13 protein-coding genes are annotated in these 13,966 nt (G+C 71.7%); 8 read left to right on the forward strand and 5 right to left on the reverse strand.

The window, feature by feature from the left end; translation table 11 throughout:
• The first annotated feature begins 49 nt into the window (after window positions 1–49).
• Together VGH85_02605 and VGH85_02610 are read left to right on the forward strand one after the other, a co-directional pair.
• On the forward strand, window positions 50–2,776 hold the full coding sequence (locus VGH85_02605) for a sugar-binding protein (GenBank protein ID HEY2172679.1): 2,727 nt from the start codon (window positions 50–52) through the stop codon (window positions 2,774–2,776).
• A gap of 20 nt (window positions 2,777–2,796) precedes the next feature.
• A complete protein-coding gene (locus VGH85_02610; protein HEY2172680.1) occupies window positions 2,797–3,828 on the forward strand; it encodes an aminotransferase class V-fold PLP-dependent enzyme in 1,032 nt (343 codons plus the stop codon).
• A 41-nt stretch (window positions 3,829–3,869) separates the two neighbouring features.
• Here the strand turns inward: VGH85_02610 and VGH85_02615 are convergent, their stop codons facing one another.
• Both VGH85_02615 and VGH85_02620 read right to left on the reverse strand, forming a co-directional pair.
• Window positions 3,870–5,195, reverse strand: coding sequence for a cyclopropane-fatty-acyl-phospholipid synthase family protein (locus VGH85_02615; protein ID HEY2172681.1), 1,326 nt, complete (start codon window positions 5,193–5,195; stop codon window positions 3,870–3,872).
• 45 nt (window positions 5,196–5,240) lie between these two features.
• On the reverse strand, window positions 5,241–6,215 hold the full coding sequence (locus VGH85_02620; GenBank protein ID HEY2172682.1) for an SAM-dependent methyltransferase: 975 nt from the start codon (window positions 6,213–6,215) through the stop codon (window positions 5,241–5,243).
• A gap of 115 nt (window positions 6,216–6,330) precedes the next feature.
• On the opposite strand from VGH85_02620, the gene VGH85_02625 reads away from it, so the two are divergent.
• Genes VGH85_02625 through VGH85_02635 form a run of 3 tightly spaced genes read left to right on the forward strand, consistent with a single transcriptional unit; the run spans window position 6,331 to window position 8,899 of the window.
• The gene (locus tag VGH85_02625) at window positions 6,331–7,233 is read left to right on the forward strand and encodes a DUF2520 domain-containing protein (GenBank protein ID HEY2172683.1); all 903 of its coding nucleotides are present in this window, start codon (window positions 6,331–6,333) and stop codon (window positions 7,231–7,233) included.
• Window positions 7,230–8,144, forward strand: a complete 915-nt coding sequence (gene panC / locus VGH85_02630; protein HEY2172684.1) for a pantoate--beta-alanine ligase — start codon at window positions 7,230–7,232, stop codon at window positions 8,142–8,144. The genes VGH85_02625 and panC overlap by 4 nt, the downstream gene beginning before the upstream one ends.
• Window positions 8,144–8,899, forward strand: coding sequence for a type III pantothenate kinase (locus VGH85_02635; protein HEY2172685.1), 756 nt, complete (start codon window positions 8,144–8,146; stop codon window positions 8,897–8,899). Before panC ends, VGH85_02635 begins: the two co-directional genes overlap by 1 nt.
• A gap of 12 nt (window positions 8,900–8,911) precedes the next feature.
• On the opposite strand, the gene VGH85_02640 is transcribed toward VGH85_02635, so the two are convergent.
• Window positions 8,912–9,346, reverse strand: a complete 435-nt coding sequence (locus VGH85_02640; protein ID HEY2172686.1) for a hypothetical protein — start codon at window positions 9,344–9,346, stop codon at window positions 8,912–8,914.
• 12 nt (window positions 9,347–9,358) lie between these two features.
• Complete coding sequence (locus VGH85_02645; protein ID HEY2172687.1) at window positions 9,359–10,102, reverse strand: class I SAM-dependent methyltransferase; 744 nt, start codon at window positions 10,100–10,102, stop codon at window positions 9,359–9,361.
• A 128-nt stretch (window positions 10,103–10,230) separates the two neighbouring features.
• Between VGH85_02645 and lysS the strand changes: the two genes are divergently transcribed.
• Complete coding sequence (lysS, locus tag VGH85_02650; protein ID HEY2172688.1) at window positions 10,231–11,685, forward strand: lysine--tRNA ligase; 1,455 nt, start codon at window positions 10,231–10,233, stop codon at window positions 11,683–11,685.
• An 86-nt stretch (window positions 11,686–11,771) separates the two neighbouring features.
• Complete coding sequence (locus VGH85_02655; protein HEY2172689.1) at window positions 11,772–12,110, forward strand: Lsr2 family protein; 339 nt, start codon at window positions 11,772–11,774, stop codon at window positions 12,108–12,110.
• 4 nt (window positions 12,111–12,114) lie between these two features.
• Here the strand turns inward: VGH85_02655 and VGH85_02660 are convergent, their stop codons facing one another.
• Window positions 12,115–12,834, reverse strand: a complete 720-nt coding sequence (locus tag VGH85_02660) for an HAD family hydrolase (protein HEY2172690.1) — start codon at window positions 12,832–12,834, stop codon at window positions 12,115–12,117.
• A gap of 272 nt (window positions 12,835–13,106) precedes the next feature.
• Here VGH85_02660 and VGH85_02665 point away from each other — a divergent pair.
• On the forward strand, window positions 13,107–13,966 hold an 860-nt coding region (locus VGH85_02665), incomplete at its 3' end, for a Clp protease N-terminal domain-containing protein (GenBank protein HEY2172691.1).

Below are 13,966 nucleotides of genomic sequence, written 5' to 3' on the forward strand. Positions count from 1 at the left end.
GTCGTCCGGGTCGAGCAGGGAGTTGCCGTAGATGCGTAGGTCGGTGTTGATGAGTCTGATCGCCGCCGTGGCGGTCGTCCTCGGACTGTCGGGTACGGCGCTCGCGACGCCACCGCATCCGACCCGCGCTCCCGCGCACCCGGCCCGGCCGGGACACGTCGACGTGCTTTTCATCGGCGCACACCCCGACGACGAGGGCGGTGACCTCGGGACCTTCGGCCAGTGGAACGAGTACCACCACGCCAGCACCGGAGTCGTCACCATCACCCGGGGCGAGGGCGGCGGCAACGCGGCCGGCCCGCAGGAGGGGCCGGCGCTCGGCTTGCTCCGCGAGGGCGAGGAACGGCGTGCCGTGGGGATGGCCGGCATCCACGACATCGACTACCTCGACAAGGTCGACTTCTTCTACACCGTCAGCGCACCGCTGACGCGCTCGATCTGGGGTGAGCAGGACGCGCTGTCACGGATCGTCCGGCTGGTCCGCGAGACGACGCCGCGTGTGATCGTCACCATGAACCCGGCGCCGGTGCCCGGCCAGCACGGCAACCACCAGGAGGCCGGGCGCCTCGCGACCCAGGCGTACACCGCCGCCGCCGACCCGAAGGCGTTCCCCTCCCAGCTCACCGGCGAGCACCTCGCGCCGTGGCGGGTCGACCGGCTCTTCGAGCAGGGCGCCGACGGCACCGGGCCGACCGGCCCGAAGTGCTCGACCGACTTCACGCCGACCGACCCGACGCAGGACGTCTACGGCGTCTGGCAGGGCACCTACTCCCGCACGCACAAGAAGACGTGGGCCGCGGTCGACATCGATGCGCTGCACGAATACGTCAGCCAGGGATTCGGCGTGATCCCGCCCGCCCCCACCGACCCCACCAAGATCGAGTGCAACTACTACACCCAGATCGCCTCACGCGTCCCGTACACCGTCGGAAACCGGGCTGGTGACGCGATGCTCGAGGGTGCGACCACGCCCGCCCACGGCGGCCTGCCGCTGGGCACCGACTTCTTCCTCACCACGAGCGGCTACCGGGTCACCCAGGGCGCCGGCTTCACCGTGACCGCACATGCGCAGGCCGCGGCGGGCCACGCCCTGCGGCGGGCCCGGGCCACCCTGCAGGCACCGGCCGGCTGGAAGGTCACCGGCACCGGCCGCCTCGGCACCGTCGGCCCCCGGCACGAACGCACGGCCGTCTTCCACGTGCAGCCGGCCCCGGCGGCGAAGGTCAACACCCGGTTCCGGGTGGCGGCAACGCTGCACGCGGGGACGGCCACCGGCCACACCGACCGCGCCGTGTCGATCGATCCGGCGGTGCGCGCGACGCCGCAACTGCTCCCGCAGGTGTCGGACTTCAACACGTGGGCGACGACAGCCGGCGTACCGCAGCTGCAGGGCGGCATCAAGCGGGTGCTGTCGATGGGCTCGGGCGGCTCGCGGTCGGTGCCGGTCACCGTCACCAACGACGGCACGACCGCGCAGTCCGGCACCGTCACGCTGAAGCTCCCGACCGGTTTCACCGCCGACGCGACGCACCGCTCCTACGGTCCCCTCGCTCCCGGCAAGAGCCAGCAGGTGCCGTTCACCGTGACCAACTCGGACGCGTCGCTGCCGACGGCCGATCAGGGTCCGGACAACGGCGACTACGACTACACGATCACCACGACCAACAGTGGCGGATCGGCAGACGTCGAGACGGCCGGGCTCGAACTCGTGCCGGTGACGACGATCCCGCACGCCGCAACGGCGCCGACCGTCGACGGCAAGGACGGCAGTGGTGAGTACGCCGGCCCGTCGCTGGACACCTCGCGGCGGTGGGAGGGCGACGACTGTGCCTCGGCCGCCGACTGCTCGGCCACCACGAAGACGACGTGGAACGGCACCGACCTCTACGTGTTGGTGCACGTGCGCGACAACATCCTCGGCACGAAGCTGGACGCCACCGACTGCAAGCGGCACTGGCGCACCGATTCGGTGGAGATCAACGTCGACCCGCGCGGCAACTCGGAGAACACTGCGACGACCTTCAAGACCGGCATCCTGCCGATCACCAACGACCCCAAGAACGGCAACCCGTCGTGCTTCGAGCGCGACGCGGACAACCATCAGGGTCCGGGCGCGACCACGGCGCCGGGTATGCAGGTCGCGTCGCAGGTGACGTCGCCGTACACCGGCTACACGGTGGAGGCGAAGATTCCGTTCGCCGATCTGCCGTCCGCGGTCGACCCGACCCACATGGGCCTCAACGTGCTCGTCTACGACTCCGACACCCAGGACAAGACCGGGAAGTCGCGGATCGCCTGGTCGCCCTTCGGTGGCGTGCAGGGCGACCCCTACCGCTGGGGGATCGCGAGCCTGCCGGGCTACACGCCGCCGCCCGGGACGCCGACCACGCCCAAGGACCCGGTGATCCCGCAGACCGCGGCGCTGAGCATCGACTCGCCGCAGTCGATCCTGCAGGCGGCGACGGTCGGTCTGCCGCTGGCCGGCGACATGGTCGCGCCGCGGTCGGATCGCGCCTGGATCGTCGGGCGGGCACATCGCCGCGGTGACGTCGTGACGGCGAAGGTGCGCGCGACCGGCCCGGGTACGGCGCACCTGTTCGTCTGGGATCCGGCCAACGCGACGCTGGGGAGCGCGACGGTCGCGATCGCGCACGCCGGATCGCAGACGGTGCGGCTCCCCGCCACGACCGGGAAGCTGACGACGCGGTCGACGGTGCTACTGGGCTTCGCCGCGAAGGCCGGTGGCAGCTCGAGCAGCAGCGCCACGGTCCACTGACGGACGCGGTGGTGGGGCCGATGGACATCGCCGACCTGTGGGATCCCGAGCCGGGCTACTTCAACACCGCCAGCTACGGACTCCCGCCGCGGCCGGTGCGGGAGGCGGTCGACGCCGCGCTGGCCGACTGGCGGGTCGGGCGCACGAGTTGGGAGCCGTGGGACGCCAACGTCGGCGGTGCGCGGGAATCGTTCGCCCGGCTGGTCGGCGTACCGGTCGCCGATGTCGCGATCGGGAGCACCGTGTCGGAGCGGCTCGGCCCGGTGGCGGCTTCGCTTCCCGACGGTGCGCGGGTGCTCGTGCCGGACGGCGAATACACCTCCAACCTCTTCCCCTGGCTGGTGCAGGGCGACCGGGGTGTGGAGGTGGTGACGGCGCCGGTGTCGCGGCTCGCGGAGGCAATCGACGCGCGGACGACGCTCGTGGCGTTCAGTCTGGTGCAGTCGGCCTCGGGTGAGATCGCGCCGTTCGAGGACATCAAGGCCGCGGCCCGTCACCACGGCGCCCTGGTCGCGGTCGACGCGACGCAGGCGTGCGGCTGGCTGCCGGTCAACGCGTCGGAGGTCGACGCGTTCGCCGTACACGCCTACAAGTGGCTGATGTCCCCGCGCGGCTCGGCGTTCGTGGTGCTCAGCCCGCGGCTGCGCGACCGGATGCGTCCGATCTCGGCGGGCTGGTACGCCGGGGACGACCCGCACACCAGCTACTACGGCCTGCCTCTGCGGCTCGCCACCGACGCCCGCCGGTTCGACACCTCGCCCGCCTGGTTCTCCTGGGTCGGTACCCGGCCCGCGCTGGAGGTGGTGGAGCGGATCGGGGTGGCCGCGATCCACGCCCACGACGTCGGCCTGGCCAACCGGCTGCGGTCCGGGCTGGGTCTCGAGCCGGGGGACAGCGCGATCGTGTCGGTCGACGTACCCGACGCCGAGGCGAAGTTGGAACGGGCCGGGATCCGCGCCAGTGTGCGGGCCGGCCGGCTGCGGCTGTCGTGCCACATCTACACGACCGACGCCGACGTCGACCGTGCGTTGGAGACCCTCACCGGTCCCTGAGGTCGGGACGCCGGCTCTCGTCCACTTCGCCTATGCCGCGCTCAGACCACGCGCGACGCCGGCATCCCGCTCCCGCCGTGCCGGTCCGGACGTACGGCGAGGATCTGGTTGACGCCGACCCGTTGATGGGCGAAGCCGACCGAGGAGCCGGCGAGGTAGATCCGCCAGGTGCGGGCCCGGGTGAGGCCGACCAGGCGGACGGCCTGGTCCCAGTTGCGCTCGAGCCCGTCGAGCCATGTCCGCAGGGTCCGTACGTAGTGCTCACGCAGGGCGTGCACATCGCGGACCTCGAAGCCCTCGTCCTCCAGCGCCTGCACCGCGGCGGCCACCGGCTGCAGCTCGCCGTCGGGAAAGATGAAGCGGCGGATGAAGGTCGCGCGTTGCGGCCGGGTGCCGGCGCGGGCGGCGATCGCGTGGTGCAGCAACCGGCCCTGCGAGCCCAGCAGGTCGAAGAGCCGAGCGGTGTACGTCGGCAGCTGGGACGTGCCGACGTGCTCGGCCATCCCGATACTGACGATCGCGTCGTAGGGTCCGTCCCCGATCTCGCGGTAGTCCTGCCGGCGGATCGTGACCCGGTCGGTCAGGCCGGCCGCGTGGATCCGGTCCCGCGCCGCCTGCACCTGTGAGCCGCTGATCGTCACCCCGACCGCGTCGACGCCGTATTCGCGGGCGGCGTGTTCGACGAAGCCGCCCCAGCCGCACCCGATGTCGAGGATCCGCATGCCCGGCTGCAGGTCGAGCTTGCGGCAGACCAGGTCGAACTTCGCGCGCTGCGCCGCGTCGAGGTCGTCGACGCCGTCGGGCCAGTAGCCGCAGGAGTAGGCCATCGTGTCGCCGAGGAACAACCGGTAGAAGTCGGTCGGTACGTCGTAGTGGTGGCTGATCGCCGCCGCGTCGCGGGCCCGCGAGTGGGGCCGGCCGGAGAGCTTGACCTCGGTGGCCGGAGGCTTGGGCCGGGGGCCGATCACGCCGAGCCGGGCCGCGTCGGAGAGCAGCCGGATGCCCTCTGCCAGCGTGATCTTGCGGTGCCAGGACTCGACGGCGTCGGCCAGGGCGTCGAGCGTGCCGGCGAGGTCGCCGTCGACGTCGATCTCACCGGTGACGTAGGCCCGGCCCAGCCCGATCTCGTTCGGGGCGTAGAGCACCCGGCGGAGGGCCCGCGGGGAGCGCACCGTCACGCGCGCCGCAGCATCCGCCGCGCCGGCAACGGTGCCGTCCCACGCGGTGACCCGCAGGGGTAGTGATCCGCCGAGGGCGCCTTCGGCCAGCGACAGGAAATGCCCGGCGGCACCGCCCTCGCGGCGCTCGGGCGGTCGGTGCGGGTGTGAGAGTCGCTGGATGACCCTGGTGGTGACGTCGTCGACCATGATCGTGCCTCCCAGCAGACCTTATCGCCGCGGCACGCGGCCGGATCAGCCCCGGGCCAGCACTGCGGGGATCGGGCGGTCGAGTGGCTGCACCAGCCACCAGAAGCCGCCGAGACCGGCGGGGTCGGTCAGCGCCGCCGCCGCGCTCGCCCGGGCCAGCCCGGCGGCGTAGGCCTGCGGGTCCCGGCCGGCCAGGGCCAGCGGCGGCCGCCGCCCGTCGACACCGAGCGCGTGCAGCGCGCACCGCTGGCGGAGCAGCCGAGCCGATCGACCGACCGCGCGTTCTCCCGCGGCGCGGCAGGCATCGAGGGCGACGTGGGCGGTGAGGTCGCGCCGCCCGTCGGGCACCGGCGGCACCTCCCGGCCGGCGCGGAACGCGGTGAGACTGCCGTGCGGCGGCCGGTCCCCGGCGAGGTGGCCGTAGTCGACGGCGATCGCGAGCCCTCCGGCTAGGCAATCCAGCACACCGGTCCAGGCCCGGTCCCGGGACCGCCCGACCTCGGCGCGGTGGTGCTGCTCGCCGGGCGGCCACCATCGGCGCAGCCACGCGGCGTCGGGCCGGCCCGGCGGCGGACCGGGACTTTCCTGGCCGGCGTCGTCGACCAGCAGGACGCGGGATCCGGACGGGGTTGGTACGACGACGTCGATCGGGACGTTGTCGAGCCATTCGTGCGCGATCAGCAGCGCGGTCAGCCCGGTCGGCGTCCGCGACCACCACTGCACCGGGGGCGGCAGCGACGCCGGCCGCGGGGCGACGTCCACGCCGTGCAGGTCGAGCGTCGGGTCGAGGTCGTACAGCGCGCCGAGCAGCTCCCCGCCGCCGGCGCCGACGTCGATCACCGTGCGCAGGCCGGCGTCGACCGCGACCCGGTGCAGCGCGGCGGCGAGGACCGGAGCCCCGCCGCCGGTGACGGCGGTGCGGAAATGACCGGCCGGGGCCCCGCCGCGGCGGTAGAAGCCGTCCTCGCCGTAGAGCGCCTCGGCCATCGCGAGTCGCCAGGTCCGTGCGCCGGTCCCCACGGCTGCCGAGGATAGGTCTCCGCAGGACTGCGGACGCCGACCCGGTCGGCGCAGGTAACCTCGCGGTGTCCGGTACCTGCCTCGAGAGGACTGGAACACCGGGATGGAATCAGCAGTGAACCCCACAGAGCGCTCCGGCCGGCTCGAGGTCGGCATCGTCGGCGCCGGCCGGGTCGGGTCGGTGCTCGGCGCCGCGCTCATCCGGGCCGGCCACCGGGTGGTCGCCACCTCCGGCGTCTCCCGGGAGTCGGTACGCCGGGCCGAGCGGCACCTGCCCGGCGCGGAACGGTTGCCGGTCGACCGGGTCGTCGAGCGCGCGCAACTCGTCCTGCTCGCCGTACCCGACGACGTCCTCGCCGGGCTGATCGAGGGGTTGGCCGAGACCGGCGGCTGGCGGGCCGGGCAGCTCGTCGCCCACGTCAGCGGCGCGCATGGCGTCGACATCCTCGCCCCGGCGACCCGGGCCGGTGCCCTGCCGCTCGCCCTGCACCCGGTGATGACCTTCACCGACCGGCCCGAGGACGTCGACCGGCTGGCCGGGGTCTCCTTCGGCGTCACCGCCCCGGAACCGCTGCGTCCGGTGGCCGAGGCACTCGTCGTCGAGATGGGCGGCGAGCCGGTGTGGATCCCCGAGGAGGCCCGCCCGCTGTATCACGCGGCGCTCACCGTCGGCGCCAACCATCTGGTGTCCCTCGTCGCCGAGTCGGCCGACCTGCTCCGCGGCGCCGGGGTGGACAACCCCGGGCAGATGCTCGGCCCGCTACTCGGCGCCGCGCTGGACAACGCCTTGCGCAGCGGCGACGCGGCGCTCACCGGACCGGTGGCGCGCGGGGACGCCGGCACCGTCGCCGCCCATCTGGCCACCCTGCACCGCGAGGCGCCGGACTCGGTCGCGTCCTACGTCGCGATGGCCCGGCTCACGGCCTCGCGCGCGCTCGCCGCCGGGCTGCTCGACCCGCAGAGCGCCGAGGCCCTGCTCGACGTGCTGGCCACCCGTCCGCACAGCACCTCGGCATGAGCGTCCCCGACACGGGTGTCCCCGGTGCCGGCGTCCCCGGCGAGGATCTCGGGACCGCCCTCGACCTCGCCACCGACCGCACGGAGCTGGCCGAGGCGCTCGCCGCCCGGTCCGGATCGGTCGGTGTGGTCCTGACGATGGGCGCCCTGCACGAGGGCCACGAGGCGCTGATCCGCTACGCCCGGGCCCGCTGCGAGACCGTCGTGGTGACGGTGTTCGTCAACCCGCTGCAGTTCGCCGCCGGCGAAGATCTCGGCCGCTACCCGCGCACCCTCGACGAGGATCTGCGGGTGTGCCGCCAGGAGGGCGTCGACGTCGTCTTCGCCCCGTCCGCGGACGTCGTCTATCCCGACGGTGAGCCGCAGGTGCGGGTCGACCCGGGACCCCTTGGCGAGGTGCTCGAGGGCGCCAGCCGGCCCGGTCACTTCGCCGGCGTGCTCACCGTGGTCTGCAAGCTGCTCAACATGGTCGACGGTGCGGAGGCGACGTTCTTCGGGGAAAAGGACTATCAGCAGGTGGTGCTGGTACGCCGGATGGTGCGCGATCTCGACCTGGGCGTGGAGGTGGTGGCGGTCCCGACCGTGCGGGAGCCGGACGGGCTGGCGCTTTCCAGCCGCAACCGATACCTGTCCGGATCGCAGCGCCGTACCGCGACCGCCCTCTCGCGGGCACTGGCGGCCGGGTCGGCCGCCGAGGGTGGGGGAGCTGCGGCGGTGCTCGCGGCGGCCGACGCCGTCCTCGACGGTGAACCCGGGCTCGAGCTGGACTACCTTCGCCTGTGCGCCGCCGATCTCGGGCCGCCGCCCGACAGCGGGCCGGCCCGGTTGCTGGTCGCGGCGAGGGTCGGGACGACCCGCCTGATCGACAACGCCGCCATCCACGTACGGCCGTCCGGCCGGGAAGAGGCCTGATGCTGCTCACCGTCGACGTCGGCAACACCAACACCGTGCTGGGGGTGTTCGAGGGCGAGAAGATGGTCGACACCTGGCGGATCAACACCGATCCCCGGGCGACGGCCGACGAGTTGGCGCTGACGTTCCGCGGGCTGCTCGAGGGGACGTCGGTCACCGGGCTCTCGGGCTGCTCCACCGTGCCGTCGGTGCTGCACGAGCTGCGCCGGATGCTCGCCCGGCACTATCCCGATCTGCCGACGCTGCTGATCGAGCCGGGTGTGCGCACCGGCGTACCGATCCTGATCAACAACCCGCGGGAGGTGGGCGCCGACCGCATCATGAACACCCTGGCGGCGCACCATCTCTACCGCGGCCCGGCGGTCGTCGTCGATTTCGGCACCTCCACCAACTTCGACGTGGTCAGCGCGCAGGGAGAGTTCCTCGGCGGCGCCCTCGCGCCGGGGATCGAGGTCTCGGTCGACGCCCTCGCCTCCCGGGCGGCTCAGCTGCTCAAGGTCGAGCTGTTGCCGCCGCGATCGGTGATCGGGAAGAGCACCGTGGAGGCGCTGCAGTCGGGCATCCTCTACGGCTTCGCCGGGCAGGTCGACGGACTGGTACGACGCATCCTCGCCGAGCTCGGCGGAACGGCGACGGTCGTGGCGACCGGAGGACTCGCGCCCCTCATCGTCTCGGAGAGCGCCACGATCGACCGTTACGAGCCGGACCTCACCCTGATCGGGCTTCGGCTGGCGTTCGAGCGCAACACCGGCTGAGCGGAGCAGTCGCTACATCGCGTTCCACAGATACAACTGTTGGCCGCCGGCCCGGGTGGTCCGGGCCAGCTCGACCAGTGCCGCGAGCAGCGCCGTGACGTCGACCGGATCAGCCCCGGCGAGGTCGTCGTGGGCGGCCCACCGCGGCCCGGCGTCGGCCACCTGCTCGTCCGTCAGCCCGGTGAGCAGGTCGGTCAGCTCGTGCCGGATCCGCTCCACCCACGGCCCGTTGTCGCCGCCGGTCGCGATGAGCTCGCCGCCCGAACTACGCAGGATCTCCTCGAACCGGCGGCCGGTCAGGGTGGAGTGGAGCAGATCCATCTCCATCGACGTCAGCCCGCCGGTCTCCACGACGCCGGGGATGCCGTGCGCATTGGGGCCGCGGTCGATGGCGGCCTCGGCGTCTTCGTCGCTCGCCGCACCGAACACCTCACTGTGCATCGCCATGGCGTGATCATCTCATCGACGGCGCGTGCGCCAGCACTGCGTGACGTAGGGCAGCGTCAGAGCCTGTGGGTCGGCGATGTCCGGGTGGCCGCGGACGAGCTCGACGACGTCGTCCAGCAGGCGCCGGCGGCGGTCTTCGGGAAGCAGGATCACGTAGCTGCGGGAGCGGACCAGGTCGAGCAACGTGTCGAGGTCCAGCGCATGCCGATGGCGGAAGTCACGGCGCACTGGGCGCTCGAAGTCCGGTCCGGGATGCGGCACCGGGTCGTCCTCCTTCTTCTGCTCGCCCCGTTCGTGCAGCAGGTCCCAGAGCGCGGCGACCCACGGCTCGGTCTTGTCGGCGTCGTTCCAGAGCAGGCCCAGGACACCGCCGGGCCGCAGCACCCGCGCGATCTCGGGGCCGGCGCGGGTCTCGTCGAACCAGTGCCAGGCCTGCGCCACCAGCACGACGTCGACGCCGGCGTCCGGGAGCGGGATCGCCTCGGCGTCCCCGCCAAACAGCCGCGCGTCCGGCACGGCGGCGGCCAGCCGCTCCCGCATCCCGGCGAGCGGCTCGACGGCGGTCACCGTCCGCCGAGCTGCGATGAGCTGTCGGGTGAGTTTCCCCGTGCCGGCACCGAGATCGAGGACGTCACGCGCTCCCGGCGGGATCAGCCAGGCAAGCGCGTCGTCGGGATATCCCGGCCGGGCCCGGTCGTAGGCGTCGCTGGCACCGTCGAAGGAGGCAGCGTGGCGGGCGCGCTCGTCGTCGTTCACGGCCGCAACGTTAACCGGCGTGTATCGGAAATCCCGCGATCGTTAGGGTTTGTCGGGTGACTGACGAGCCACCGGCCGAGGAAGCGTCGGCGCGCGACGGCGCCTCGATCGCCGATCTGCCCGAGCAGATGCGCGTACGCCGCGAGAAGGTCGACCGATTGCAGGCCGCGGGCACCGACCCCTACCCGGTCGGCGTGCCGCGCACCCACACCCTGGCCGAGATCCGCGCCGCCTATCCCGAACTGCCGCCGGACACGACGACCGGTCAGCAGGTCGGTGTCGCCGGCCGGGTGATCTTCGTCCGCAATACCGGAAAGCTCTGCTTCGCGACGTTGCGCGAAGGTGACGGCACCGAACTACAGGTGATGCTCTCGCAGGACCGGGTCGGCCCGGAGGGCCTCGCGGCCTGGAAGGCCGACGTCGATCTCGGCGACCACGTCTTCGTGGCGGGTGAGGTGATCACCTCCCGGCGCGGGGAACTGTCGGTGCTGGCCGATTCGTGGCGGATGGCGGCGAAGGCGCTCCGCCCGCTACCGGTCTCGCACAAGCCGACCGGGGAGGAGACCCGGGTCCGGCAGCGCTACGTCGACCTGATCGTGCGCCCCGAGGCGCGTCAGATGGTGGAGATCAGGGCGGCCGTCACCACCTCATTGCGTGACTCTCTGCATTCGCGTGGTTTCACCGAGGTGGAGACTCCGATGCTGCAAGCGGTGCACGGCGGTGCGACCGCCCGGCCGTTCACGACGCATTTCAATGCGTTCGACATGGACGTCTACCTGCGTATCGCTCCGGAGCTATTTCTCAAGCGGGCCGTCGTGGGGGGTATCGAGAAGGTCTTCGAGATCAACCGGGTCTTCCGGAATGAGGGTGCCGACTCGACCCACTCCCCGGAGTTCGTCATGCTCGAGGTCTACGAGGCCTATGGCGATTACGACACGATGGCCGAACTCACCCAGGCGCTCTACCAGGAAGCGGCCGAGCGGGTGTTCGGCTCGACGAGCTTCACCCGCCTCGACGGCACCGAGATCGACCTCGGGGGCAAGTGGGAGTCGATCTCGCTGTATGACGCGCTGTCGGAGGCCGTCGACCGGCCGGTGACTCCGCAGACGCCGCTCGAGGAGTTGCGTCTGCTCGCGGAACAGCATGAAGTGTCGGCCAATCCGGCGTGGGGACCGGGAAAGCTGACGGAGGAGTTGTTCGAGGCGCTCTGCGTCGAGCGGCTGACCGGGCCGGTGTTCGTCCGCGACTTCCCGGTCGAGACCAGCCCGCTGACCAGGCCGCACCGGTCGAAGCCGGACGTCGTGGAGAAGTGGGACCTCTACATCGGTGGTGTGGAGCGGGCGACGGCCTACTCAGAGCTTGTGGATCCGATCGTGCAGCGCGAGCGACTTATGGAACAATCGCGCGCGGCGGCCAAGGGCGATCCCGAAGCGATGCAGCTCGACGACGACTTTCTGCGGGCGCTTGAATACGGAATGCCACCATCGGGCGGGATGGGAATGGGCGTCGATCGGATGCTTCAGGTTTTCACCGGCGCGGGCGTTCGCGACACCATCCTGTTTCCTTTCGTCCGGCCGGAGTGACACCGACCAATTCAGGTAGCCTTGCCCTGCGAATGCCTCCGTAATGCATAATCTCGAATCCGTGCTCAGCATCGAAAGGAAATCTCGTGGCGCAGAAAGTCCAAGTGCTTCTTCTGGACGATCTCGACGGCGGCAGCGCCGAGGAGACGGTGTCCTTCGCCCTCGACGGGACGACCTATGAGATCGACCTGTCGACGAAGAACGCCGCAGCCATGCGCGCTGCACTCGCCGACTATGTGGGCCACGCGCGCAAAGCCGGTCGGTCCAGTGGCAACTCGGCCAACGGCCGGGCCCGCGGCAAGGCGCCGATCGATCGCGACCAGGCCTCGGCGATCCGCGATTGGGCGCGCAAGAACGGACACGACGTGAGTGACCGCGGTCGGATCCCGGCCCGGATCGTGGAGATCTACAACAGCGAGCGCTGAGGGCTCATCGGGTCAGCGCCCGGTCGACGGCGTCGGCCAGGGACCGCACGTGCTCGTGACCGGCCGGCTGCCCGCAGTCGCCGTACGGGTCGACGTGCAGCGGACGGATGCCGGCCGCGCGGGCACCCGCGACGTCGGCGAAGCGGGTGTCCCCGATATGGACGACCTGCTCGGGACCGAGCCCGAGACCTTCGAGCGCCAGGGTGAAGATCGCCGGGTCCGGCTTGGCCGCCCCGACGAGATGGCTGTCGAGCACGAGGTCGACCTCGACGCCCGGGCCCGGGCCGACCTGGCAGACGGTGGCCGCCGCGAGCGCCTTCTCGACGGTGCCGTCGGAGTTGGACACGATCGCGATCCGGTACCCGAGTTCGGCCAGTCGGGTCAGGGCGGCTCGGACACCTGGCAGTGACGTGCGCCACACGTTGGTCGCGGTGTACGCCGCGCGCAACGCGAGCGCGGCGGCGTCGAGACTGCCCGCGGGCACCGCGCAGCCGGCGGCGAGGTGGCGGTAATAGACCGGCCACGTGAAGCGCACCCCGTCGTCGGCGGCCGCCATGGCCGCGTAATGGGCCCGGATGACCCGATCTGTCGTGCCGTGGCCGCCGTGCCGGCCGGTCACCTCACTGACGGTGACCGGGTCGGGCACGAGCAGCACGCCGCCGACGTCGAGCAGCACCCCGCGGACCTCCGCCCGGGCCGTCATCGCACCGGGTGAGCCGCTCATGCCGCCAGACGCTACCGGCCCCGCCCGCCGCGCCGGGTCATGATCGGCTTTCGCTCTCGGCGTAGCGGCTCCCGGAAGCACCCGATTCCCCCGTTCGTTTGAGCGGATAAGCCCGCCGGCACAGGCGTCGGAGGCTGATCCATATCGCGGCCAACCCGTATCTCCGGGTGAGCGAATCACGCGCCGCGACTAGAGTGGGATGGGCAGGTACCCGCAAGGGTGCGGCGGCCCGGATTCCCCGCACGGTGCCGCGAGGCACGTGAGGAGTAACGATGTTCGAGAGGTTCACCGACCGAGCGAGGCGGGTCGTCGTTCTGGCCCAAGAAGAAGCCAGGATGCTCAACCACAACTACATCGGGACCGAGCACATCCTGCTCGGTCTCATCCACGAAGGCGAGGGCGTCGCGGCCAAGGCGCTCGAGTCCCTCGGTATCTCGCTGGAGGGTGTCCGCCAGCAGGTCGAGGAGATCATCGGCCAGGGCCAGCAGGCGCCGTCCGGGCACATCCCGTTCACCCCGCGCGCCAAGAAGGTCCTCGAGCTCTCCCTGCGCGAGGCCCTGCAGCTCGGCCACAACTACATCGGCACCGAGCACATCCTGCTCGGGCTCATCCGCGAGGGTGAGGGTGTCGCCGCCCAGGTGCTGGTCAAGCTCGGCGCCGACCTCAACCGCGTCCGTCAGCAGGTCATTCAGCTGCTGTCCGGTTACCAGGGCAAGGAGCCGGCCGGTGCCGGCGGGCCCGGCGAGGGCGCACCGTCCACGTCGCTGGTGCTCGACCAGTTCGGCCGCAACCTGACCCAGGCCGCCCGAGAATCCAAGCTCGACCCGGTGATCGGGCGCGAGAAGGAGATCGAGCGCCTGATGCAGGTGCTCTCCCGGCGGACCAAGAACAACCCGGTCCTGATCGGGGAGCCCGGCGTCGGCAAGACCGCCGTCGTCGAAGGCCTGGCCCAGGCCATCGTCAAGGGCGAGGTGCCGGAGACGCTGAAAGACAAGCAGCTCTACACCCTCGACCTCGGCGCCCTGGTCGCCGGCTCGCGCTACCGCGGTGACTTCGAGGAGCGGCTGAAGAAGGTCCTCAAGGAGATCCGCACCCGCGGCGACATCATCCTGTTCATCGACGAGATCCACAC

Source organism: Mycobacteriales bacterium (assembly GCA_036497565.1).
GTDB lineage: Bacteria > Actinomycetota > Actinomycetes > Mycobacteriales > QHCD01 > DASXJE01.

Excerpts from the sequence above, each read along its gene's own strand:
- VGH85_02605 (HEY2172679.1), top strand. The coding sequence starts at position 50 with ATGAGTCTGATCGCCGCCGTGGCGGTCGTCCTCGGACTGTCGGGTACG.
- VGH85_02610 (HEY2172680.1), top strand. The coding sequence starts at position 2,797 with ATGGACATCGCCGACCTGTGGGATCCCGAGCCGGGCTACTTCAACACC.
- VGH85_02615 (HEY2172681.1), bottom strand. The coding sequence starts at position 5,195 with ATGGTCGACGACGTCACCACCAGGGTCATCCAGCGACTCTCACACCCG.
- panC (HEY2172684.1), top strand. The coding sequence starts at position 7,230 with ATGAGCGTCCCCGACACGGGTGTCCCCGGTGCCGGCGTCCCCGGCGAG.
- VGH85_02635 (HEY2172685.1), top strand. The coding sequence starts at position 8,144 with ATGCTGCTCACCGTCGACGTCGGCAACACCAACACCGTGCTGGGGGTG.
- VGH85_02640 (HEY2172686.1), bottom strand. The coding sequence starts at position 9,346 with ATGGCGATGCACAGTGAGGTGTTCGGTGCGGCGAGCGACGAAGACGCC.
- lysS (HEY2172688.1), top strand. The coding sequence starts at position 10,231 with ATGCGCGTACGCCGCGAGAAGGTCGACCGATTGCAGGCCGCGGGCACC.
- VGH85_02660 (HEY2172690.1), bottom strand. The coding sequence starts at position 12,834 with ATGAGCGGCTCACCCGGTGCGATGACGGCCCGGGCGGAGGTCCGCGGG.